The following is a 23,214-nucleotide window of genomic DNA, read 5'->3' on the forward strand; positions in this document are numbered from 1 at the left end:
AGGCGACTGACGGCCGACTGTGAATCCCCGCCAGTGCAGGGTGAACCCGCCGCTCCGCAAGCGCGCTGATCGTATCATCGGCTGAACATGTCATTTACGGGCCGTCCAGATGTGAGGGTCCGTCTCCTGAGCGGCTGGCGACCGAAGTTGCCTCCTGAAGGACTGTGCGGCGGCCCGCAACTCCTCGATCATGGCCCGCACGGCCGGGGCGAACTCGGTCTCCGGGAGGGTCAGCGCCACGATCTCGCGGTGGGCCGGGGGTTCGAGGTGCAGGACCTGGACGCTCTCGGCCCAGGTGTTCAGGGCCAGTTCCGGGAGGATCGCCATGCCGAGCCCGGCTGCGACCAGGGCGACGACCGCCAGGTGGTCGTCCGTGGCGAGGTCTATCCGGGGGGAGAAGCCCTCGGCCTCGCAGAGTTCCACCAGGTGGTGGCGGCAACTCGTGCAGCCCGCGACCCAGGTCTCGTCGGCGAGCTCGGCGAGGCTGATGTGCTCTGTGTCGGTGTGGCGGTGTCCGGGCGGCGCCAGGAGCAGCAGGCGGTCGGTCATGAGGTGGTGGACGACCAGGCCCTCCCACTCGGGGACGGTCCCGCTGCCGTCGCTGTCGGGGTAGTGGAAGGCCAGCGCGATCTCGCATTCGCCGTTCCGCAGCATCTCCACCGAGCGGGGCGGTGCGGTGTCGGTGAACGACACCTCGATGCCGGGCCATTTGTCGCGCAATGCGGAGAGCGCCGGCGGCAGGATTTCCGATGCTCCGCTGAGAAATGAGGAAAGCCGGACGCGCGCGGAGCGGGCCCCTACGATACTCGCCACCTCCTCCTCCGCGGCCGCGAGTCTCGAGAGGATGTCCGCCGCATATCTGGCCAGGATTTCCCCGGCCTCCGTGAGCCGTACTCCGCGTCCCGTCCGGACGAGGAGAGGAGTCCGGACGGCACCTTCGAGTGCCTTTATCTGCTGGCTGACGGCAGGTTGCGTACAGCCCAGTGTGCGGGCCGCCCCGGTGATGGAGCCGGCTTGGTCGACCGCGCGCAGCACGCGGAGATGGCGAGCTTGAATCATGCCCCCAACGTACGGAGTTGAGGGTCCGTCGACAACCACTTGTGGCGATCGATGACCCGTCGCCCGCGGGCGTCCAGCCCTTGGACGGGTGGGCAAAAATGGCCAAACCGTACGATTACGGAGCATAAATATGCGTCCAAGGTGGACAATTGCCGCTCGCCAAGAGTGCTTTTATGTGACCTCAAAGGATCTCTTGGAGTTGTCGACATGATTATTTGTGAGGTACAACTTCCTCATGTCTGCCCAGATCGCTCGCACGGTCCACGGCGTCTTCGGGGAAATACTTCAGGGTTACACCCTCGGGTCGAGTGGATTCGAACATTTTCTCTTTACGGCACCGGTCGAAGAGCTCAGCTGCCGGGCCCGGCTGTTACGCGACGGAATTCCCCCGACGGCTCCGTTAACCGTCGGCCCAGCTGACCGCGTCAAGGCCCGGCAGGCCTACGAGCTGCTCAGTTCCTCCTTGCAGCTGCCCACGCACGGTACTGCCGTCGAGATCGAGTCGAACATTCCGATCGCCAAGGGGCACGCGAGCTCGACCGCCGACATCCTGGCGGCCGCTCTCCTCTGCATATCCGAGGCGTATCCCAGCACCCCCGAAGCCGTGGCCCACGCGCTGGCGCTCTCCGTGGCCCGCAGCCTCGAGTACGGCGACTACCTGCTGCACCCCGGCGTCGCGGCGTGCGCACAGCGCTCCCAGACCCTCCTCGCCAAGTACGAGACCGACCTGCGGTGGACCATCGTCGGTGTGGACGAAGGCGGTTGGGTCAACACCGAGGACTTCCACCGGGAATGCCCCGAGGACCGGGGCAAGGCGCGCGTCTACGAGCAGCTCTTCCAGGAGCTCGACGCGGCACTGCGCGCGGACGACGGCGTGGCCGCCGCGCGGATCGCCACCCACAGCGCCGAGTTGCACAACGACCGGCTGCCCAAGAAGTCCCTGGAGGACCTCCAGGCGGTGGGGAAGGACCTCGGGGCCCTGGGGATCTGCGTCGCGCACAGCGGCACGCTGGCCGGCCTCATCTTCTCCCGGTACGAACCCGAGCACGACAGCCGGGTGCGGGAGTGCCGCAGTGCCCTGGACGCATACGGCTACACCGGCGGCACTTTCACACTGAAGGAAGCGAAGCGGCCATGAGCGGAACCACCATGAGCGGTGCGACCACGTCACCGACCACCTCACCGCATCCCGGTAGGCCGTCCCTCTTCAAGGGGCGCGGCCGCTATCAGCTCATGGTGCTGGGGGCGGTGTGCTGCCTGGCCCTCGGCGGGGTCTTCGTCAGGATCAGCGAGGTCGGCCCGGTGGCGTCCGGGGCCTACCGCTCGCTGTTCGCCGCGCCCATGCTGCTCGGCCTCTCCGTCGCGATGACGCGGCGCTCCACCGGGGGTGCGAGCACGCCGGCGGAACGGAAGGCGACGCGCATCACGCTGCGGGACCAACTGCTCATCGCACTGGGCGGTTTGTTCCTCGCGGCGGACCTCTGTCTGTGGAACATCTCGTTCCTCTACACCTCGCTGGCCGAGTCCAACCTGCTCGCCAACCTGGTTCCGTTCATCATCGCGCCGCTGTGCTTCTTCCTCTTCGGCGACCGGGTGCCGTGGAAGCTCGTCCTGCCCGCGGTGCTGGCGCTCGGCGGGCTCTACGTCCTCGTCATCCTCGGCACCGGCCTCGACCCGACGCACCTGCGCGGCGATCTGCTCGCGCTGGCCACCGCGGTCTTCTACGCCCTCTTCCTGGTGGTGGCCAAGGGGCTGCGCGAGCGCTACGAGGCGACCCGCATCATGGCGAGCCTGAGCGTGGTCTGCGGCGTCGCCTGCCTCGCGGTGGCAGCCGTGCTGGGAGAGAAGATCTGGCCGCACACCGCCCGGGGCTGGCTGCTGCTGATCGCCCTCGCGGTCACCTCGCAGGTGCTCGGCCAGACCCTCATGGCACACGCGGTCAAGTTCCTGCCGCTGCAACTCGCCGCGATCTTCGTCCTGTTGCAGCCGATCGCCGCCGCCGGCTACGGGTTCGTGCTGTTCGGTCAGCACCTGAGCCCGGTGCAGCTGGCAGGGATCGGCATCCTCCTCGTCTCCATCTTCTGGGCCAAGAACCTTTTGGAAGGACGGAAATGACCAACCCCGAGCTTCCGGACCCGTACGAGGTCATCGAGCGGTTCAGCCGCATCACGTCAATCGACTGCGGTCCTCTTGCGGGCGGTGGTCTGCGATGTCGGGCCATCCACGGCAGCCCCGCCACCGAGACCAGCTTCAAGTCCATCCTGGGCCTGGGCCTGCTCCTCCTGGCCCGCGAGCAGGGGCTGCTCGCCGAGGGGCAGCCGGTGATCGAGTCCACCTCGGGCTCCCTCGGCCTGGGCCTGGCCTTCGCCGGGCGGCTGATGGGCCACCCCGTCCACCTGGTGTCCGACCACGGGATACCGGACGTGACCCGCCGCAAGACCGAGCTGGCCGGGGCCACCCTGCACCTCGTCGACACCCCGCACCCCGTCCTCGGCTTCCAGCAGGCCCGCGACGACCTCCTGCAGCAACTCCGCAGCGAGCACCCCGACTTCTACTGGACCAACCAGAACGACAGCCCGCTCAACCCCGAGGTGTACACCCGCTGGGTGGTGCCGCACCTGACCCAGACGCTGGACTTCTCCCGGATCGCCGCCGGCATCTTCTGCGTGGGCAGCGGCGGTCACTTCTCGGCGCTGTCGGCCATGTTGAGCGCCAAGGGCATCCCCTCGTACGTCGCGGACCGGCTGGGGTCGATCACCTTCGGCGGCGAGCCCGGGGCGAGCGTGCTGCGCGGTACGGGCAACCAGAACCGGATACCGGCCGTCATCGACGCCGCAAGGTCCCGGGTGGCGGGCGTCTACACCGTCTCGGACGCCCAGGCCTGCGGTGGCGTCAGGGACTTGGCCGCCAACGGCATCAGCGTCGGCGGCTCGTCCGGCGTATGTTACGTCGGTGCCCGTCAACTGGCCGCCGATCTGGGGCCGGAGGCCGAGGGGGAGATCCTCACCTTCTTCGCCGACCGCGGGGAACTGTACGGAACCACGCTCTTGAACTGGGAAGAGAGGCAATGATGCACGCCGCTTTGTGGAGTTCCTGCCCGCCCACCGAACAGCTGTACCACGACGACCCCTACGGGACGTCGGCGACCGCGACCGTCCTCTCGGTCGACGGCCAGCACGCCGTCTTCGACCGGTCGATCTTCTACGCCGAATCCGGCGGACAGGTGGCCGACCAGGGGACGATCAACGGCGCGCTGGTGGTCGACGTGCAGAAGGCCGGTGGGCGGCCCTTCCAGCTGCCGAACGGCGACGTTGCCACCGTCGAGTCGGTCTTCTGCCACGAGTTCGCCGAGCCCTGCACGCTCACCGTGGGCGAGCAGGTCACGATGGAGATCGACTGGAGCCGCCGCTTCCGCAACATGCAGATGCACACTCTGGCGCACTTCCTCTTCCACGCCACCGGCGAGTACCTGGAGGCGCACGGGGAGACCCGCTCGACCCGCGGCTGCCACATCAGCGACAGCTCGGCCCGCTTCGACTTCGGCTGCTCGATCCCCACCGAGGCGGTGGCCGTCATCCAGGCGCGCGTCGTCGAACTGCTCGGCTCCTCCCCCGAGGCGACCGTCACCGCCCTCCCCGGGACGCACGACGTCTTCATCTGGCGGGCCGGCGACATCGAGATCCCCTGCGGCGGCACCCACGTCAACCACCCGAAGGAGATCGAGGGTTCGGTCGCGGTCCGCCGCCGCACCAAGGGCAGGAACGGCACCCGCCTCTACATCGAACTCGACCGCGATGCGAATATCTGACACCCGCAACACCCGCACACCGCACGAGCCGGTCTTCATCGAGGACCTGGCCCTCCTGCGCCGCCGCCGCACCTTCAAGTGGCAGGCCGGGGAGCTGACGCCGGACAGGATCTGTCTGGGCGTCGCCGAGATGGACCTGTACGCACCCGACTTCCTGCGCGAGACCCTCGACCAGGCCGTCCGGCTGGGAGAGACGGGGTACGGGCTCTGCGAGGCGCAGGAGGCGGCGTGCGAGAAGTACCTGACGGAGCACCACGACGCCGGCCTCGCGGGCGCCCGCTGCACCACGGACGTGCTGACCGGCCTGCGGACCGTGCTGCGGCTGGACCTGCCGCCGGGCAGCCCGGTGATCGTCGAGACCCCGGTCTACGGTGACCTGCTCACCGTGGTCCGGGAGGCCGGGCTCGTCCCGCTGCCCGTCCCGCTGCTGCGCGACGCGCAGGGGTACCGGCACGACTGGGCGGCCCTCGCCGACGCGGCGAGGGCCGGTGCCCGGGGGTGGTTCCTGTGCCAGCCCCACAACCCGGTGGGGCGGGCCTGGACGGCCGAGGAGCAGTCGCAGGCGATCGCCCTCGTGCTGGAGCACGACCTGCTGCTGCTCGCGAACGAGGTGCACATCCCGCTGGGCCTGAACCGGCGGCTGGTGTCGGCGTTCGCCGACCCGGCCGTCCACCGGGTGCGGGCCTACGGGTTCACCTCCGCGTCCAAGGCGTTCAACATCCCCGGCCTCAAGAGTGCGACGGTCTACGCCTCCGACCGCTCGGCGCGGGCGCTCACCGAGATGCCGCAGAGCCTGCTCGGTCGGCCGGGAAGCCTCGGCGCGATCGCCACCGTCGCCTGCTACGAGCAGGGCATGGACTGGCTGGAGGCCCTGCGCGCCGCGCTCGCCGACCGGGTGCAGCAGGTCCTCGCGGAGCTCGCGGGGCTGCCACTGGCGGCCGAGGTCGGCGTCCCCGACGCCACGTACCTGGTGTGGGCCGAGTTCCCGCACGGGGACGACGCCGACCGCTTCGGCCGGGCACTGGCCGAGAGCCAGGTGTCCGTACTGCCGGGGGCGGGCTTCGGTGACCCGGGCCTCGCCCACTGCTTCCGGATCAACGCGGCAAGCCATCCGGCCGTACTGAGCGAGGCGTTCGCCCGGATCCGGGCGGCTCTCTGACCGAAGGCGTGGTGTCAGGGGCGGAGCAGGGCGACCTGCTGCTGGTGGCGCTCCTGCAGGGCGGAGTCCCAGTCGCCGGTGCAGTAGACCGAGAGGTCGCTGATCGCGCCGTCGGTGGTGTCGGCGCGGAACAGCTCGCGGCAGTACCAGTCGTCGTCGGCGTCGGTCCAGCGTTCCTCGACCTCGAGGACGAAGCCACGGGGGGTGGGGTCGCAGCGCCAGCGCGGCACCGAGCCCTCGGCCGGGTGGGAGCTGAGGCGGGCCTGGACGACGTTGTCGGCGCCGCTGGCCTGCAGACGCCACTGCGGCGGGGTGAAGTCGAGGAACACGTCCGGGTGGAAGAGCCCCTCGGGGGCGGTGCCGGTCTCCAGGAAGGCGATGAACTTCCCGGCCAGCTCGTTGGCGGTGGTCTCGTTCATGGTGGTGCCACGTCCCTTCGGACGGTGGGGGAGGGCGGGGGTCAGGTGGTGGGCCGGGGTGCGAAGTAGGCGACCATCCGGTGGGCCTGGAACCCGTGGTGGTAGAGGACTTGGGTGAAGGTTGGCGGGCAGTGGAAGGGGTCGCCCGGCGGATTGACGAACCGGGCCTCGACCACGGCGAGGCCGCCACTGGCGACCACGTCCGTCAGCCGGTAGCCGACGTCGTCCGCCAGGTCGCTCTCCAGGAGCACCGACCGGACCTCCTCCCGGCCGTGCAGCTCGGGCCCGTCGTCGCCCAGCCGGGCGGTGACGGCGGGAGCGAAGACGTCTGCGAGCGGCCCGGGGTCGCGGCGCCGGTTGAACGCGTCGAACGCACCGTCGAAGAGCCGGCCCCACTCGCCGGCCGCGTCCCGGGCCGCGCTGCTGGTCTGCGCCGCCTCGTCCAGCAGCCGCTGCGCCAGGGCCGCGCGGGCCTGGTGCAGCCTGCTGCGTACGGTGCCGAGCGGGACGCCGGTGATGGCGGCGATCTCCTGGTAGGAGTGCTGGCGGCCGAAGTGGCGCAGCATCACCGTGACGCGCTGGGGTTCGGGGAGCTCGCCGAGGGCCTGCCAGAGCCAGTCGCTCAGGGCGAGGCGCTCCACGCACTCCTCGGCCGAGGAGGTGGGCCGCGACCGATCGAGCCGGGCGGTGACGTCCTCGGCCGGGGTCTCCCGGGCCGCGCGCCGTCGCATCAGGCAGGTGTTGCGCTGGATCTGCGCCAGCCAGCCGCCGAAGGCCGCCGGGTCACGCAGGTCGGACAGGTGGCGCAGGGCGGTCAGGAAGGTGTCCTGGACGGCGTCGGCGGCGTCCTGCGGGTCACCGAGGTAGCCGAGTGCCTGGCGGTACAGCCGGGCGCGGTGGCTCTCCAGCAGCAGCCCGAGGGCCGCCGTGTCGCCCCGCCGGGCCGCGAGCACCAGATCGGTGTCACCGTTCTGCGGTGCGAGCGGGTCCGGGGTCCGGGGTTCCATTGCTGTCGGGGTCATACCTAAACGATGCGCCGACCGCCCGAGAAGTTCGATGCCTCGTCTGCGATGCCTCGTCGTAGCGGCGGACGACCAGGCGGGCGAGCGCCTCGTGGGTGCCGAGCGGTGCGGTGGACCAGTGGGCGGCGGTCTGCGCCGCGCGGCGGGCGAAGTGGCCGGGGCTCAGCAGGTACTCGGCGACGGCGACCCGGCGGTGGCCGGAGGCCCGGAGGGCTTCGACGGCCTGGTCGGGGGTCGGCCCGGCGGCGCACAGGTACGAGGGGACGACGGGGGCGGAGGGGCCCAGCTGCCGGGTCAGCAGCCGGGCCATGGCGGCGGTGTCGGCGTTGGCCGACGGGTCCGTCGAGCCGGCGGCGGCCAGCACCACCGGGCCGTCGCCCCGGCGCCAGCCGGTCTGCGTCAGGCGGGCCTCCAGGGCGGTGGCCAGCAGCGGGTCGGGGCCGAGGGCGCGGGCGGTGCGGGCCCGGAGGTGGGGGGCGGCGGCCAGCGCGGCCGGGATGTCGACCCGTACGTGGTAGCCGGTGCCCAGCAGCAGCGGGACGAGCACCGCCTCGCCGGTCAGCGCGGCGAGCGCCTCGGGCAGGCCGGGCCGGACGAGATCCAGGTAGCAGCACTCGACCCGCAGGCCGGGGCGCAGCGCCCGGACGCGGGCGAGCAGGGCCTCGGTGGTGGCGACGCCGTCGGGGTCGCGGGTGCCGTGCGCGACGGCCAGCAGGGTGGGGGCTCCCGTGGCGGGGGTCATCCGAGCGCCAGGCGGTAGCCGCGCTTGGGCACGGTGCGGATCAGGCTGCCGTGCGGGCCCAGGGCGGCCCGCAGCCGTCCGATCGCGGCCTCCACCGCGTGCTCGTCGGCGTCGGAGTCGGCCCAGGCCCGGCGGAGCAGCTCGGCGCGGCTCAGCACCCAGCCGGGGCGTTCGGCCAGGGCCCGGAGCAGGGCCGCGCTCTTGGGGGAGAGCCAGTAGTTCTCGGTGTCCACCAACAGGGCGTTGCCCTGGAGCACCAGCGGGCGCCCGGCCAGGGTCAGTTCCTGTCTGGAACGGGCGGGCAGCACGTCGGTCAGCGTCCGGACCAGCGCGCCAAGCCGGCCGCGGTCCGGCCAGACCACCGGGATGCCCAGGTCGGTGAGGGGTCTCGCGCAGACCGGCCCGACGCAGACCGGCAGCACGTCGCCGCGCATCGCGTCCAGGGTCGCGGGGAGCAGTTCGTCGGCGGCGGCCGTCTCCAGGAAGGCGGTGATCGCCGGGGCGCTGGTGAAGGTCAGTGCGTGCACCTCGCGGCGGACCGTCTGCTCCACCAGCCGTCGCACCAGCGCCGGGTCCTCCGGCGGGGCCCAGCGGTAGACCGGGACGGAGATCACCTCGGCGCCGCGCTCGCGCAGGGCCGCCGCGAAGTCGTCCAGTCGTACGCCGTGCTCCTGCACCGCGACGCGGCGGCCGGCGAGCGGGCGGGCCAGCAGCCAGGTCAGCAGCTCGTCGGTGGCTTCGGAGCTGGGCGAGAAGGTCTCGTCCAGACCGCTGGCCCGCACCGCGCCGGTCGCTTTGGGGCCACGGGTGAGCACCACCGCGCCCCGGCAGGCCTCGGTCAGCGCCGCTCCCCGACCCCAGCCGTCCGCCGCGCTCACCCAGCCGCGCCAGCCGACGCCGGTGGTGGCGACGACGTAGTCCAGCGGAGCGGCGAGGCACTCCTCCGTCGCCCGGCGCAGCGCGATGTCGTCCTCCAGCGCCATGATGCGCAGCGCGGGTGCCTCGACGACGCGGGCGCCGCGTCGGCCGAGCAGGGTGACGAGCTCGTCGCGGCGGCGCGCGGCGGTCACCCCGATCGTGAAGCCGGTCAGGGGTCCGTGGTGTCCGGTGCTGGTAGCCATACCGCAGGATCCGGCCGCCGGGTTTCGGCGCTGTTGCCCGGTGATCACGTGGAGGTAAGCGAAACGGCCCCTCGTGTTACGCGGATGTCGGCCCGCCCACCTCGGCACACCAGGGCTGTGAGGGACGCGTACCGCCCGTGCAACACGGGGGACGCGGCGGCGAAACGCCCGGCGGTCATCGTCGTCCCCATGACGACCACGACCGACACCCACTGCCCGTACTGCTCGTTGCAGTGCGGGATGCGCCTGCACGCCGACGGCGCGCAGGTCGAGGTGCTGGAGCGGGCCGACTTCCCGGTCAATCGCGGGGCGCTGTGCGGCAAGGGCCGCTCGGCGGCGGCGGTGCTCGCGCCGGGCGCCCGGCTGACCGCGCCGCTGCTGCGTGACCGGCGCGGCGGCCCGCTGCGGGCGGCCGGGTGGGGCGAGGCGCTGGACCGGATCGCGCAGGGGTTCTCCGCGACCCGGCGGGCGCACGGTGCGGACGCGGTCGGGGTCTTCGGCGGCGGCGGGCTCACCAACGAGAAGGCGTACCAGCTCGGCAAGTTCGCCCGGGTCGCGCTGGGGACGGCCAGCATCGACTACAACGGCCGGTTCTGTATGTCCTCGGCCGCCGCCGCGCACCGGATCGCCTTCGGCCTGGACCGGGGGCTGCCCTTCCCGCTGGCCGACATCCCCGAGACCGACTGCCTGATCCTGGTCGGCGCCAACCCGGCCGAGACGATGCCGCCCGCAATGCGCTACTTCCGTGAACTGCGAGAGCGTGGCGGCAAGTTGATCGTGGTCGACCCGCGTCGCACCCCCACCGCCGAGCAGGCCGATCTGCACCTCCAGCTGCGGCCCGGCAGTGATCTGGCGCTGGCGCTCGGGCTGCTGCACCTGGTGATCGCGGACGGTCTGACGGACCAGGAGTTCATCGACGCCAGGACCTCCGGCTTCGAGCCGGCCAGGGCCGCCGCGATGGCGCACTGGCCGGAGCGGGTCGAGCGGCTGACCGGCATCCCGGTCTCCCAACTGCTGGAGGTGGCCCATCTGTTCGGCCGGGCAGCGACCGGCATGGTGCTCACCGCGCGCGGCCCCGAGCAGCAGAGCAAGGGCACCGACACCGTCGGCGCCTGGATCAACCTGTGCCTGGCCACCGGCAAGGCCGGGCGCCGGTACTCCGGCTACGGCTGTCTGACCGGCCAGGGCAACGGCCAGGGCGGCCGCGAACACGGCCAGAAGGCCGACCAACTGCCCGGCTACCGCTCGATCGAGGACCCGGCGGCCCGCGAGCACGTCGCCGGGGTCTGGGGCGTCGACCCCGACAGCCTGCCGCGCTCCGGGCGTTCGGCGTACGAGCTGCTGGACGGGCTGGGGCAGCCCGGCGGCGTACGGGCACTGCTGGTGATGGGCTCGAACCCGGTCGTCTCCGCGCCGCACGCGGGGCACGTCACCGAACGGCTGCGCGCGCTGGACCTGTTGGTGGTCAGCGACCTGGTGCTGTCCGAGACCGCCCAGCTGGCGGACGTGGTGCTGCCGACCGCCCAGTGGGCCGAGGAGACCGGCACGACCACCAACCTGGAGGGCAGGGTGATCCTGCGCGAGCGGGCGCTCAGCGCGCCGGAGGGTGTCCGCACCGACCTGTGGGTGCTCCGGGAGCTGGCCGGGCGGCTGGGCTCCGCGAGCGACTTCCCCGACGACCCGGAGCTGGTCTTCGACGAGCTGCGGCGCGCCTCGGCGGGCGGCCAGGCCGACTACGCGGGCATCGACTACCGCCGCATCCGCGCGGAGGACGGCGTCTTCTGGCCCTGCCCCGACGCCGGGCACCCCGGCACGCCACGGCTGTTCCTCGACCGCTTCGCCACCCCCGACGGCCGGGCGCGGTTCGCCGCCGTCACGCACCGCCCGGCGGCGGAGGAGCCGGCGGGGGACTACCCGCTCTACCTGACGACCGGGCGGGTGCTGGCCCAGTACCAGAGCGGCGCCCAGACCCGCCGGGTGCCGGCGCTCAACGCCGCCGCGCCCGGCCCGTTCGTCGAGCTGCACCCCCGGCTGGCCGACCGGCTCGGGGTGGTGGAGGGCGAGCTGCTCGCCGTCACCAGCCGCCGGGGCCGGGCGGTGGCGCCCGCGCGGATCACCGGGGCGATCAGGCAGGACACCGTCTTCATGCCGTTCCACTGGCCCGGCCCCGGCCGCGCCAACACCCTGACCAACCCGGCCCTCGACCCGACGTCCAAGATGCCCGAGTTCAAGCTCTGCGCCGTCCGCGTGGAGCGTGCCGCGGCGGAGGTGGCCTCATGAACAGCAGCTTCTTGAACAGCGGCTTCGTGAACGCACGTCGCAGCGAGCGGATCGCCGTCGTCGGCGGCGGAATGGCCGGGGCGCGGTTCGCCGAGCGGTACCACGCCCTGGGCGGCACCGGCACCGTGACGCTGTACGGCGCGGAGGCCCGCGCGCCCTACAACCGGGTGCTGCTCGCGGACGTCCTGACCGGCCGCTACGACGCCGAGGCGATCGGGCTCCCGACCGGCCCGGCGGAGCTCCGGACGGGCTGCGAGGTGGTCGGGCTCGACCTCGCCGCCCGCAGCCTGCGGCTCGCGGACGGCACCGAAGAGGGCTGGGACGAGCTGGTGCTCGCCACCGGCGCCAACCCCGTACTGCCGCCGGTGCGCGGCCTGCGCCGGGCCGACGGGCTCGGGCTCCGGGACGGCGTGCACTCGCTGCGCACCCTGGCCGACTGCGCCCGGCTCGCCGAGGACGCCGCCAAGGCCGGGCGCGCGGTGGTGGTCGGCGGCGGGGTGCTCGGCGTCAGCGTCGCCCGGGGGCTGGCCGCGCTCGGGGTGGCGGTCGAGATCGTCCACCAGGGGCCGCACCTGATCGAGCGCCAGCTCGACCCCGGGGCCGCGGCGGCACTGCGCGACGGGCTGCGCCGGCTGGGCGCCGAGGTCTACCTCGGCAACCGCGCCCGAGCACTGCCCGGCGCGGGCCGGGTCGAGGGCGTCGAGCTGGCCAACGGCTACGTGCTCGGCTGCGACCTGGTCGTGCTCGCCTGCGGCGTGCGGCCGCGTACGGCGCTCGCGCACGCGGCCGGGCTGGCCGTCGGCACGGGAGTGCTGGTCGACGACCGGCTGGCGGCGTCCGCGCCGCACACCCACGCGATCGGCGACTGCGCCGAGCACCGGGGCACCGTGCACGGCCTGTCGGCGCCCGCCTGGGACCAGGCCGACGTGCTGGCCGCCCGGCTCTCCGGCACCGACCCGGACGCCCGCTACACCGGCTCGCGCCCGCTGGCCCGGCTCAGCGCGGGCGGGCTGGAGTACGCGGCCTTCGGCGAGGTCGACGAGACCGCCGAGCCCGGCCTCGAAGCGCTGCGCCTCACCGACGCCACCCGGGGCAGCTACAAGAAGCTCGTCCTGCGCGGCGACCGGCTGGTCGGCGGCATCCTGCTCGGCGACCTGGCCACCGTCGGCGCCCTGACCGGCGCCTACGAGCGGGACGACCCGCTCCTCGACCACCCCCTCCACCTGCTCACCGCCACCCCCTGAGGAGTCCGAAGATGACGACACAGCGCCGATCGAGGGACCTCGTACTGGTCGGGCACGGAATGGTCGGCCAGCGCTTCCTGGAGGCCCTGGTGGAGCAGCCGGGCGCGGCCGACTGGCGGATCACCGTGCTCGCCGAGGAGCCCCGGCCCGCCTACGACCGGGTGCACCTCACCTCCTGGTTCTCCGGCACCACCGCCGAGGAGCTGTCGCTCTGCCCGCCCGGCTTCCTCGCCGAGCACGGCATCGAGCTGCGGCTCGGCGACCCGGCCGCCACGGTCGACCGGGCCGCGCAGACGGTCACCACCCGCGCCGGGCACACCGTCGGCTACGACGCGCTGGTGCTCGCCACCGGCTCGTACCCGTTCGTGCCGCCGGTGCCCGGTCACGACGCCGACGGCTGCCACGTCTACCGCACCATCGAGGACCTGGAGGCGATCCGGGCCGACGCGATCCGGGCCGACGCGGGCCGGGCCCGGGTCGGTGCGGTGGTCGGCGGCGGGCTGCTCGGCCTGGAGGCGGCGGGCGCGCTCACGGCGATGGGCCTGGAGACGCACGTGGTCGAGTTCGCGCCGCGCCTGATGGCCGTCCAAGTGGACGAGGGCGGTGGCGCGCTGCTGCGCCGCAAGATCGAGGAGCTCGGCGTCACCGTGCACACCGGCGCGGGTACCCAGCAGGTCGAGACCGGCCCCGACGGCCGGGTGCGGGCCATGACGCTCTCCGACGGCCGGGAGCTGCCCGCCGATCTCGTGGTCTTCTCCGCCGGGGTCCGCCCGCGCGACCAGCTGGCCCGCGACTGCGGCCTGGCCGTCGGCGAGCGCGGCGGCGTCGTGGTGGACGCCCAGTGCCGCACCGACGACCCGCAGATCTGGGCGGTGGGCGAGTGCGCGCTCGCCGCCGACGGGCGGGTCTACGGGCTGGTCGCCCCCGGCTACCAGATGGCCGAGACGGCGGCCCGCGCGCTGGCCGGCGAGCCGGGTGGCTTCACCGGCGCCGACACCTCCGCCAAGCTCAAGCTGCTGGGCGTGGAGGTGGCCAGCTTCGGCGACGCGCACGGCGTGACCGAGGGCGCGCTGGAGGTGCTCTACAGCGACAGCCGGGCGGGCGTGTACAAGAAGCTGGTCATCGGGCGGGACGGCGCGCTGCTCGGCGGCGTCCTGGTCGGCGACACCGAGGCGTACGGGGTGCTGCGGCCGCTCGCGATCGGCGGCAAGCCGTTGCAGACCGCGCCCGAACAGCTGGTGCTGCCAGCCGGGTTCGCGCAGAGCGGGCCGGTCGCCCTGCCGGACGAGGCGGTGGTCTGCTCCTGCCACAACGTCAGCAAGGCCGAGATCCGGGCCGCCGTCTCCGAGCACGGCTGCGGCAGCGTGCCGGAGGTCAAGAAGTGCACCAAGGCCGGTACCGGCTGCGGCAGTTGCGTCAAGCTGCTCGGCACCATCGTGACCGAGGAGCTGGCGGCCACCGGGGTCAGCGTCGACACCGGGCTGTGCGAGCACTTCGCGCACACCCGCTCCGAGCTCTACGAGATCGTCCGGGTCAAGGGCCTGACCAGCTTCTCCGAGCTGCTGGCGCAGCACGGCACCGGCGAGGGCTGCGACGTCTGCAAGCCGACGGTCGCCTCGATCGTCGCGAGCCTCGGCGGCGGCCACATCCTGGACGGCGAGCAGGCGGCGCTCCAGGACACCAACGACCACTTCCTGGCCAACCTCCAGCGCAACGGCTCGTACTCGGTGGTGCCGCGCATCCCCGGCGGTGAGGTCACCCCCGAGGGGCTGATCACCATCGGCGAGATCGCCCGCGACTACGGCCTCTACACGAAGATCACCGGCGGCCAGCGGATCGACCTGTTCGGCGCGAGCGTCGACCAACTTCCGCCGATCTGGCAGCGGTTGGTGGACGCCGGCTTCGAGTCCGGGCACGCGTACGGCAAGTCGCTGCGCACCGTGAAGTCCTGCGTCGGCGAGACCTGGTGCCGGTACGGGGTGCAGGACTCGGTCGGGCTCGCCATCGAACTGGAGCTCCGCTACCGGGGGTTGCGCTCGCCGCACAAGCTCAAGTCGGCGGTCTCCGGCTGCGCCCGCGAGTGCGCGGAGGCGCAGAGCAAGGACTTCGGCATCATCGCCACGTCCACGGGCTGGAACCTGCACGTCGGCGGCAACGGCGGCATGACGCCGCGCCACGCCGACCTGCTGGCCGCCGACCTGGACCGCGAGACGCTGATCCGGACGATCGACCGCTTCCTGATGTTCTACATCCGCACGGCCGACCGCCTGGAGCGCACCGCCGCCTGGCTGGAGCGCCTGGAGGGCGGCCTCGACCACCTGCGGGCGGTCGTCCTCGACGACTCGCTCGGCATCTGCGCCGACCTGGACGAGCTGATGGAGCGCCACGTCGGCAGCTACCAGGACGAGTGGGCGGCCACCCTGGCCGACCCCGACCGGCTACGGCGCTTCGCCTCCTTCGTGAACGCGCCCGGGACACCCGACCCCGCCGTGACCTTCGTCCCCGAGCGCGGCCAGATCCGCCCCGCCCGCCCCGGCGAGGACGGGCACATCCTCACCCTGGTCTCCGGACCCCGACTGGAGGTACGCACCGCATGAGCGACGCAGTGAAGGTGGAGATCCACGACGGCTCGCGCTGGCAGCACGTCTGCGCGTACGACGACCTGACCCCCGGGCGCGGCGTCGCCGTGCTGCTCGACGGCGACCAGGTCGCGGTCTTCCGGGACCGCGCCGGGGCGCTCTACGCCGTCGACAACCACGACCCGTTCAGCGGCACCTACGTGCTCTCGCGCGGCATCGTCGGCAGCCGGGGCGACACCCCGACCGTCGCCTCGCCGATGTACAAGCAGGTCTTCGACCTGCGCGACGGCCGCTGCCTGGACGAGGACACCGCACCCGACGGGAGCCGGGCCGTGCTCCGGGTCTGGCCGGTGCGCGGCACGGACCGCACCCGCGTCGAGGCCGGGAGCAGGGCATGAGCACCGTCGAGAGAGCCGTGCCCGTCAGCCGCCCGGCCGGCGCCCGTTCGGCCGGGATCGACGACTGGCGCCCCGAGGACCCGGCCTTCTGGGCGGCGACGGGCGCCAAGGTCGCCCGGCGCAATCTGGTCTTCTCGGTGCTCTCGGAGCACATCGGCTTCTCGGTCTGGAGCCTGTGGTCCGTCCTGGTCCTCTTCCTCGGCCCGCGCTACCACATCGACGCCGCAGGCAAGTTCACCCTGACCGCCGTCCCGACGGCACTCGGCGCGCTGCTGCGACTGCCCTACACCTTCGCCGTCGCGCGGTTCGGCGGCCGCAACTGGACGGTGTTCAGCGCACTGCTGCTGCTCGTGCCGACGGTGCTGGCCGGGGTGGTGCTCAGGCCCGGCGTCTCGTACGGGACCCTGCTGGCGGTGGCCTGCGTGGCCGGGGTGGGCGGTGGCAACTTCGCCTCGTCGATGGCGAACATCAACGCCTTCTACCCCGAGCGCCTCAAGGGCTGGGCGCTGGGGGTGAACGCCGGCGGCGGGAACCTCGGCGTCCCCGTGGTGCAGCTGCTCGGGCTGTCGGTGCTGGCCACGGCGGGCGCGGCGCACCCCAGGCTGGTGCCGCTGGTCTACCTGCCGCTGATCGTGCTGGCCGCGCTCGGCGCCGCGCTGCGGATGGACAACCTGACCTCGCTGCGAAACGACCGCCGGGCGCTGCGCGAGGTGGCCCGCGAGCCGCACAGCTGGGTGATGTCGGTGCTCTACGTCGGAACCTTCGGGTCGTTCATCGGCTTCGGCTTCGCCTTCGGGCAGGTGCTGCAGGTGCAGTTCCCGCACCAGTTCGACTCCCCGGTCAAGGCCGCGTACCTGACCTTCCTCGGCCCGCTGCTGGGCTCGCTGGCGCGGCCGGTCGGGGGCAGGATGGCCGACCGCTGGGGCGGGGCCCGGGTGACGCTCGGGGTCTTCGTGGCGATGGCGGCGGGCGCCGGTCTCGTCCTGGCCGCCTCGCACACTGGCTCGCTGCCGCTGTTCCTCACCGGCTTCACGGCCCTGTTCGTGCTGAGCGGTGTCGGCAACGGCTCCACCTACAAGATGATCCCGGCCGTCTTCCAGGCCAAGGCCCGCGCCGCCGTCGCGGACGGTCTCGACGCCGCGACGGCCGCGCTCGACGCCCGCCGCCGGGCCTCGGCCCTGATCGGCCTGGCCGGTGCGGTGGGTGCCTTCGGTGGAGTCCTGGTCAACATCGCCTTCCGGCAGTCCTTCCTCACCGCCCACAACGGCAACGCCGCGTACCTGGCCTTCCTCGCGGCGTACGCGTTCTGCTCCGTGCTGACCTGGGCCGTCTACCTCCGGCCCTCGGCCCGGCGGTCGGCCGCGATCTGACGGCAAAAATGCGTTGACACACCCCGGCTGCGACCGCCTGCCGTAGACTCGGCAGCGTTGGCCGACAGCTCCCGCCCGGTTCGAACCCCCGTCGGACCGGGCGGGTTTCGGCATGAAGGGCCGCTCTCAGCCTGTGTTTCGAGCGGCGCGCCACCAGGCGACCGTTGCCGCCACCTGCTCCTCGACCGGGGTGGGGCGGATCCCGAACTCGTCCTCGAAGGCGCTCGAACGGACCACGAACGGCCGGTCGAACTGGTAGCTCACCTCCTGGAGTTCGCGGAGCAGCGGCGAGAACAGCCCGAGGGCCCGCAGCACGGCCCGGGGCAGCCCGCGCACGGCGACCGGCGCCGTCCCCGCCTCGGTGGCGAGCCGGCCGACCATCTCCCGGGCGGACAGCGCGGGCCCGGTCGGGACGTGCCAGGCCCGTCCCCAGGCGCGCTCCTCGCCCGCGACCTCCGCCATGGCGGCGGCGACGTCGGGGAGGTAGCTCCAGCTGTGCGGGGCGTCCGGATCGCCCAGGACGGAGACCGACCTGCCGCGCAGCAGGCGCGGCACGACCCGCCCGGCCAGGTGCCCGCCGTCGGTCACCCCGGGCCCGAAGAAGTCCGAGGCCCGGATCTCGACCGCCCTGATCCGCCCCTGCTCGTGCAACTGCCGGGCCTGCTCCCACGCAGCGGCGCGCACCCGCCCCTTGGGGCCGGTCGCCGCGAGCGGCAGCTCCTCGGTCAGTGGACCGTCGACGGGTCCGTAGCCGTAGAGGTTGCCCAGCATGACCAGGACGGCCCCGGTCGCCTCGGCCGCCGCGCAGAGCGACATGGCGAGCGGCGGCCACTCGTCCTTCCAGCGGTGGTAGGGCGGCGCGCCGCAGCTGTGGATCGCGGTCGCGCCCTGGGCGGCCTCGGCCAGTCGCGTGCTGTCCGCCGCGTCCAGCGCGAGGTGCTCGATCCCCGGCTCGGGGCTCCGGCCGGACTTGGTGACGACCCGTACGGCATGGCCCTGCTCGGCCAGCAGCCGAGCAGTGGCAGCCCCGGCGGGCCCGAATCCGATCACGACATGAACGCTCATCCAGGCACCCTAGCTTGACTCGGTGTCGGCCCCGGGGACACGTTGGAGGGCGTCGAGGGCGGCGGCGAGCACCTTCTCGCGGAAGGGGTTGTCGGCGTCCAGCAGCTGGGCCACCGCCACGGCCTCCTCCAGCAGCGCCCGGCGTACGGCGGGCAGTTCGGCGAGCCGGGGTGAGCGGGCTGCCTCCACCAGCACGTGGGCGAGCTTCGATCCGTGGACGGCCGGGTTGACCTCGGTCAGTGTCCGGTAGACCCACAGGGCGTCCGGCCCGCGCAGTACCCGACGGTTGGTGCTGAGCAGCTTCACGCGCGCTCGAAGTACGGTGTCCTGGTCCATCGTTGCCCCCTTGTCCGTTCCACTCCCGGGCAGCACGAGGTACGTGCCGAGCCCGGTGGGGGCGTCGGCACGTGAGCCGGGGGAGTGGATGTGGTCGAGTCTGCGGGCTGCCCGGGGGTGCGGACAAGGGCGGAAAAGCGTGCGCTCCGTCCTACCGCCGGGGTCTCTGGCCAGGCATGATGGAGTCGACACTCTGCGGGGGCTGCCTTCAGTGGTGGACGGCCGTCAGCAGCAGGCCGTGCTGGGCCAGCCAGCGGCCGGAGTACTCGGTGCGCAGGCCTTGTTCGCGCTCGGCGCTGGGGAGCAGCAGCCGGGCGGAGAAGTGGCCGTCGGGGTGCAGGGTGACCTCGGCTTCGGAGAACTCCAGTACGCGTTGCCCCTGCGGGTACCAGGCCTTGTAGACGCTCTCCTTGGCACTGAAGAGCAGTTGACCCCAGTTGACCGGTTGGTGGGCGGAGCGTTCGAGGGCGCGGAGCAGAGCCTGCTCGGTGGGGGAGGCGACGGAGTCCAGCAGGTCGGCGGGCAGCGGATGGTCCGGCTCGGCGTCGATGCCGAGGGCGGTGGCCCGGCCGGTGCTGGTGACGGCGGCGGCGCGGAAGCCGGGGCAGTGGGTGATGCTGCCGAGGGTGCCGTCGGGCCAGCACGGTTCGCCGCTGGGGCCGGTGGGGATCGGCGTCGGTGGCAGGCCGAGCCGGGTCAGGGCCAGCCGGGCGCAGAGCCGCCCGGTGGTGAACTCGTGCCGCCGGGAGGCGACGGCCTGCGCGATCACCGCCTCCTCGGCGGGGTACAGCCGGCCCGGGAGCTCGTCGTGGAAGCTCTCCGCGACGGCGACCGTCGGTGGCAGCAGCCGCGCGAACAGCCCGGCGGGGCGCGGATCGGTGCTCACGCGCGGCGCCTGACGGCGGTCACTCCGGGCGCGGTCGGCCCGAGCAGCTCCAGGGTGGGCAGGACGGGGAGCAACGCCCGGAGGGTGGCGCGGAGTTGCACCCGGGCGAGGTTCGCCCCGGGGGAGATGTGTCCACGGTAGCCGCCGAAGGCGAAGTGCGGGTTGGGGAAGCGGCCGATGTCGAAGCGGTCGGGGTCGGGGAAGACGTCGCCGTCCCGGTTGCCCGCCCGGAGCCACAGGACGAGGGTCTCGCCCTTGCGGATCTGCTGCCCGCGGATCTCGATGTCCTGGGTGCACCCCCGGGCGAGCTGGAGCGAGTCGGTGGTCCAGCGCAGGATCTCCTCGCCGGCCGAGCTCACCAAGCCCGGGTTGGCCGCCAACTTGCCCACCTCGGCGGGGTGTTCCAGCAGCGCTCGGACGCCGCCGGAGATCGCCGTGCGGGTGGTGCGGCAGCCCGGTACGAGCAGGCCGGCCACGGCGTGGTCCACCTCCCGGGCCGTCGGCGGAGGGTCGGTGGGCCTGGCCCTGACCAGGGCCGCGACGTGCTGGTGCAGCGCCTCGGTCTGCCGGTCGTACTCGGCGTCGGTCGAACTCTCTGAAGTTTCATGACAGTTGGCCGGGTCGTCCCAGCCCTGTTCAGGCGCCCCGACCAGTTCGCGGACGGCGGCCAGGGTGAGCCGGGCGCCGAGATGGCGGTCGATGTCCGCCTCGCCGTGCTCGTCGAGCCGTTGCACGAACTGCGCGACCGAGCGGGTGGCGAGCGCCCGGCAGCTCTTCTCCAACGCCGCCATGGTCCGGGGGGTGAGAAACGCCCCCAGCAGTTGGGGGAGTTTGCGGTCCGTGGCCGGGGTGTTCCAGGCCAGATCCGACGGCCAGCAGAAATCCGGGGAAGTCTGAGAGGACGGGGAAGGCGGCTCGTCGGCGGAGAAGATCTGCGAATTCCGTGCGACCCAGGAGATGTCCGCGTGCTTGGTCAGCACCCTTACCGGCGCTCCACCCGATGGCTGATGGCGGAATATCGGCTCCTGATGACGCAACAACTCCCAGTGGTTGTACGGGAGGCCCGGATCAGGGCACACTGGAGCCGAGGCCTGCGGGATGCCGGTGGCGCGCACGAAATTCCCCCCTCTTCCGTTCTGGGCGCGAGCGTAGCCACGGCGGCGATCGGAATTCGATGGCGGGCCTATATTTTGGCTCTGAATATCGGCCCCCGGCGGGTAATTGCTGTCGTGCAGTTTGCTGACAGCGGCGAGTTGTGGATATGCCGCTCGTGGTCCAGCAGAGTTCCTGGCATCGGCCGAGAGGGAATCGCCCCGGCCGCCCCCCGCACCACCAGTGCCCTGGAACGAAAGCGTAGTTGACCATGCGTGCAGCAGAGCTTCTGACCTCCGTGTCCGTCTCCGTGTCCTCGGCCGACACCGGCTGGCAGTGACCATCGTCAGCAGGGGGGCTGTAATGAACACCAGCGTCATGCTCGACACGGGGGCCGCCACCCGGCTCGACCGGGAGCTCTTCGCCTGGCTGGGCAGCAGTAACAGCAGTAACAGCAGTAGCAGCAGTGCCGTCGGTACCGCCGACACCTTCCCGTACGACTCGCTGCTGGCCCATCTGCGGGCCGTCGGCAAGCACTTCCTCGCGCCCGAGCTGCTGGAGCGGCTCGCGGGCTGCCGGGAGCTGGCGGGCTGGGAGGCCGGGGCCGAGCCGTCCGCCGCCTTCCTCACCCGGTTCCTGGACGTGGTGTTGGACAAGCACGACGGCCGCTACGACTACCAGAGCTACACCGCGCTCAGCCTGCTCCGCCGGCCGGCCGCCCCCGAGGCCGCCGACACCGAGCGGCCGGACTGGGAGGAGCTGCGGCGCCACCGGGACCGGACGGTCCTGCTGTTGCTCGCCGACCTGATCGAGTTCGAGCGGGCCGCCGCCGACGGCTGCCCGACCGACCCGCGCGAGATGCTGCCGGAGAGCGGGGTGCTCGACAAGCGGCAGCGGCTGGCCGTCCGGGTGATGGAGGCCGCCGCGCTGCGGGCGCTCGCGCCCGGAGTGGTGGACCCGACCGCCGTGGCCGCCACGCCGGGGCGCACCCCCGCCGGTGAGCTGGCCGCCGCCGTGCTGGCGACCGCGACCGGGCAGGAGCGGCTGCTGCTCACGGCGAGCGTGCAGCCGGTGTACGTGCTGCACGACGAGTACCTCTTCCTCCGGGTGCTGCAGAGCTTCGAGGCGACCTTCACCTTCATGGCCGGGGCGCTCGACCAGGCCGTCCGGCAGCTGCGGGAGGCCCGGCCCGGTGACGCGGCGATCGCCGTCGCGACCGTCGCCGACGTCCTGAAGGAGTCGCTGCCGCTGTTCTCGCTGCTCGCGACGATGCAGCCGGAGTCGTTCCAGATCTTCCGGGAGTTCACCGACGGCGCCAGCGCCATCCAGTCCGAGGGCTACAAGACCTTCGAGTCGCTCTGCTCGCGGCCCGGACAGGCCCGGCTGGACTCGGCCGCCTTCACCTCCGTGCCCCGGGTGCGGGAGGCGGTGCTGAACGGCCGCCCGACCGTCCAGGGCAGCTGGCAGGAGCTGATCGCCGAGCACTGCCCGGCGGAGGCCGACCGTACGTCGGTGCTGGCGGCCGCTCAGCAGCTGGAGGCCGTCCACCAGCGCTGGAAGCAGACCCACTACCGGCTCGCCGTCCGCATGATCGGCACCCGGACCGGCACCGGCTCCACCGAAGGGGTGCCGTACCTCGGCGCCGTCATCGCGAACCGGCTGTTCCCGGCGATGGCGCAGCAGCCGACCGGCGTCGGCTGACCCCGCCCGCGAACCGAAGCACCCCAGCACTCCAGCAGCCCAGCACTCCAGCACCCGATCACTCAGAGACACGAGCCAGCATGAGCAAGCGAGTCGAGACCGGACGGCCCGGGGCCGCCCGCCGCATGATGAATCCGGAGGAGGAGGACCGTCTCCTCGTCTTCGAGTACGACCGTGGCAGCAGCTACGAGGACGACACCCGGCTGACCAGCGCCCTCTCCGCCCTGCTGCCCGAGGAGCAGCTCGTCCACCCGGACCAGCGGCTCTTCCAGGTGGTGCACCTGATCAGCGAGTACGCCTGGTGCGAGATGCACTTCGAGATGCGCCGGGCGCTGCGGCTGCTGGCGGACGGCGACTACCTGCTCGCCTCGCAGGTGCTCAACCGGGCCACCGACATGGGCGAGATCCCGCTCCAGGCGCTGACCGTGATGCTGGAGCACCTGCCGCAGCGCAACCTGCTGCTGATGCGCGACACCTTCCCGGAGAACACCACCGGCCTCGACTCCCCGGGTGCCCGCAACCTGCGCCGGGCGGCCGGGCCGCTCTGGCAGGGCATGACGGAGGCGCTCGGCCGCGAGGGCCTCACCACCGAGGACCTGATCACCGCGCAGGGGCGCTCCGAGCGGCCCGCCGAAGACGGCAGGGCGGTGGCCGAGCTGGCGCTCGTCCGGCAGGCGATGATCCGCCTCGACGGTGTCGTCGTGTCCTGGAAGCAGCGCCATCTCCGGCTCGTCCAGACCCAGTTGGGCGGCCACCCCGAATCCCGTGACCAGGCCGACGGGCAGTCCTGCCCGAGCCTGCCGCACAGCCTGCGCGGTCAGTCCATCGCCGCCCTGCGGACGATGTCCGAGCGCACCCTCTTCCCGCTGCTCTGGGAGTCGGTGGACGCCACCTACCGCAAGGCCGTCCCGACTGGAGGTACCTCCCGGTGAA

20 protein-coding genes and 1 pseudogene are annotated in these 23,214 nt (G+C 72.7%); 12 read left to right on the forward strand and 9 right to left on the reverse strand.

Features of this window, described 5'->3' with window-relative positions:
* Positions 1–162 precede the first annotated feature (162 nt).
* Positions 163–1,059, reverse strand: a pseudogene (locus tag ACR68M_RS17020) (LysR family transcriptional regulator); the annotation flags it as partial.
* Positions 1,060–1,522: 463 nt separating this feature from the next.
* On the opposite strand from ACR68M_RS17020, the gene ACR68M_RS17025 reads away from it, so the two are divergent.
* From ACR68M_RS17025 to ACR68M_RS17045, 5 genes are read left to right on the forward strand one after another with little or no spacing between them, the layout of a single operon-like run.
* Entirely contained in the window at positions 1,523–2,197 is a 675-nt protein-coding gene (locus ACR68M_RS17025; protein WP_441251360.1) for a GHMP family kinase ATP-binding protein, read from the forward strand.
* Positions 2,194–3,174, forward strand: a complete 981-nt coding sequence (locus ACR68M_RS17030; RefSeq protein WP_441251361.1) for a DMT family transporter — start codon at positions 2,194–2,196, stop codon at positions 3,172–3,174. The genes ACR68M_RS17025 and ACR68M_RS17030 overlap by 4 nt, the downstream gene beginning before the upstream one ends.
* Positions 3,171–4,130: a pyridoxal-phosphate dependent enzyme gene (locus tag ACR68M_RS17035; RefSeq protein WP_441251362.1), complete on the forward strand. Its 960-nt coding sequence runs from the start codon at positions 3,171–3,173 to the stop codon at positions 4,128–4,130. Before ACR68M_RS17030 ends, ACR68M_RS17035 begins: the two co-directional genes overlap by 4 nt.
* The gene (locus ACR68M_RS17040; RefSeq protein WP_441251363.1) at positions 4,127–4,867 is read left to right on the forward strand and encodes an alanine--tRNA ligase-related protein; all 741 of its coding nucleotides are present in this window, start codon (positions 4,127–4,129) and stop codon (positions 4,865–4,867) included. Before ACR68M_RS17035 ends, ACR68M_RS17040 begins: the two co-directional genes overlap by 4 nt.
* A complete protein-coding gene (locus tag ACR68M_RS17045; RefSeq protein WP_441251364.1) occupies positions 4,854–6,026 on the forward strand; it encodes an aminotransferase class I/II-fold pyridoxal phosphate-dependent enzyme in 1,173 nt (390 codons plus the stop codon). Before ACR68M_RS17040 ends, ACR68M_RS17045 begins: the two co-directional genes overlap by 14 nt.
* A 14-nt stretch (positions 6,027–6,040) precedes the next feature.
* Here ACR68M_RS17045 and ACR68M_RS17050 read toward each other — a convergent pair whose 3' ends face one another.
* From ACR68M_RS17050 to ACR68M_RS17065, 4 genes are read right to left on the reverse strand one after another with little or no spacing between them, the layout of a single operon-like run.
* A complete protein-coding gene (locus tag ACR68M_RS17050) occupies positions 6,041–6,445 on the reverse strand; it encodes a hypothetical protein (protein WP_441251365.1) in 405 nt (134 codons plus the stop codon).
* Between the two features lie 41 nt (positions 6,446–6,486).
* A complete protein-coding gene (locus ACR68M_RS17055; protein ID WP_441251366.1) occupies positions 6,487–7,467 on the reverse strand; it encodes a sigma-70 family RNA polymerase sigma factor in 981 nt (326 codons plus the stop codon).
* Positions 7,409–8,209 (reverse strand): sirohydrochlorin chelatase, encoded by an 801-nt coding sequence (locus ACR68M_RS17060; protein ID WP_441251367.1) that lies wholly within the window; start codon positions 8,207–8,209, stop codon positions 7,409–7,411. Before ACR68M_RS17060 ends, ACR68M_RS17055 begins: the two co-directional genes overlap by 59 nt.
* A complete protein-coding gene (locus ACR68M_RS17065) occupies positions 8,206–9,330 on the reverse strand; it encodes a uroporphyrinogen-III synthase (protein WP_441251368.1) in 1,125 nt (374 codons plus the stop codon). Before ACR68M_RS17065 ends, ACR68M_RS17060 begins: the two co-directional genes overlap by 4 nt.
* A 189-nt stretch (positions 9,331–9,519) precedes the next feature.
* Here ACR68M_RS17065 and ACR68M_RS17070 point away from each other — a divergent pair, with 189 nt between their 5' ends.
* From ACR68M_RS17070 to ACR68M_RS17090, 5 genes are read left to right on the forward strand one after another with little or no spacing between them, the layout of a single operon-like run.
* Positions 9,520–11,610 (forward strand): molybdopterin oxidoreductase family protein, encoded by a 2,091-nt coding sequence (locus ACR68M_RS17070; RefSeq protein WP_441251369.1) that lies wholly within the window; start codon positions 9,520–9,522, stop codon positions 11,608–11,610.
* Entirely contained in the window at positions 11,607–12,854 is a 1,248-nt protein-coding gene (locus tag ACR68M_RS17075; RefSeq protein WP_441251370.1) for an NAD(P)/FAD-dependent oxidoreductase, read from the forward strand. The genes ACR68M_RS17070 and ACR68M_RS17075 overlap by 4 nt, the downstream gene beginning before the upstream one ends.
* 11 nt (positions 12,855–12,865) lie before the next feature.
* Positions 12,866–15,451: a nitrite reductase large subunit NirB gene (nirB, locus tag ACR68M_RS17080; RefSeq protein WP_441251371.1), complete on the forward strand. Its 2,586-nt coding sequence runs from the start codon at positions 12,866–12,868 to the stop codon at positions 15,449–15,451.
* Entirely contained in the window at positions 15,448–15,831 is a 384-nt protein-coding gene (gene nirD / locus ACR68M_RS17085; RefSeq protein WP_441251372.1) for a nitrite reductase small subunit NirD, read from the forward strand. Before nirB ends, nirD begins: the two co-directional genes overlap by 4 nt.
* Complete coding sequence (locus ACR68M_RS17090) at positions 15,828–17,201, forward strand: nitrate/nitrite transporter (protein ID WP_441251373.1); 1,374 nt, start codon at positions 15,828–15,830, stop codon at positions 17,199–17,201. Before nirD ends, ACR68M_RS17090 begins: the two co-directional genes overlap by 4 nt.
* 126 nt (positions 17,202–17,327) lie before the next feature.
* On the opposite strand, the gene ACR68M_RS17095 is transcribed toward ACR68M_RS17090, so the two are convergent.
* The 4 genes from ACR68M_RS17095 to ACR68M_RS17110 all read right to left on the reverse strand — a co-directional run bounded on the left by ACR68M_RS17095 (position 17,328) and on the right by ACR68M_RS17110 (position 20,468).
* On the reverse strand, positions 17,328–18,266 hold the full coding sequence (locus ACR68M_RS17095) for an NAD-dependent epimerase/dehydratase family protein (protein WP_441251374.1): 939 nt from the start codon (positions 18,264–18,266) through the stop codon (positions 17,328–17,330).
* A gap of 9 nt (positions 18,267–18,275) precedes the next feature.
* Complete coding sequence (locus ACR68M_RS17100) at positions 18,276–18,602, reverse strand: hypothetical protein (protein ID WP_441251375.1); 327 nt, start codon at positions 18,600–18,602, stop codon at positions 18,276–18,278.
* A 208-nt stretch (positions 18,603–18,810) separates the two neighbouring features.
* Positions 18,811–19,488, reverse strand: coding sequence for a 4'-phosphopantetheinyl transferase family protein (locus ACR68M_RS17105; RefSeq protein WP_441251376.1), 678 nt, complete (start codon positions 19,486–19,488; stop codon positions 18,811–18,813).
* Entirely contained in the window at positions 19,485–20,468 is a 984-nt protein-coding gene (locus ACR68M_RS17110) for a cytochrome P450 (RefSeq protein WP_441251377.1), read from the reverse strand. Before ACR68M_RS17110 ends, ACR68M_RS17105 begins: the two co-directional genes overlap by 4 nt.
* A 475-nt stretch (positions 20,469–20,943) precedes the next feature.
* Here ACR68M_RS17110 and ACR68M_RS17115 point away from each other — a divergent pair, with 475 nt between their 5' ends.
* Entirely contained in the window at positions 20,944–22,281 is a 1,338-nt protein-coding gene (locus ACR68M_RS17115) for a tryptophan 2,3-dioxygenase (RefSeq protein WP_441251378.1), read from the forward strand.
* A gap of 80 nt (positions 22,282–22,361) precedes the next feature.
* Positions 22,362–23,213 carry a hypothetical protein gene (locus ACR68M_RS17120; RefSeq protein ID WP_441251379.1) on the forward strand — a complete coding sequence of 284 codons (852 nt, stop codon included), beginning with the start codon at positions 22,362–22,364 and terminating at the stop codon, positions 23,211–23,213.
* Position 23,214 lies beyond the last annotated feature (1 nt).

This window comes from Kitasatospora sp. McL0602 (genome assembly GCF_052076145.1).
In the GTDB taxonomy this organism is placed as follows: Bacteria; Actinomycetota; Actinomycetes; order Streptomycetales; family Streptomycetaceae; genus Kitasatospora.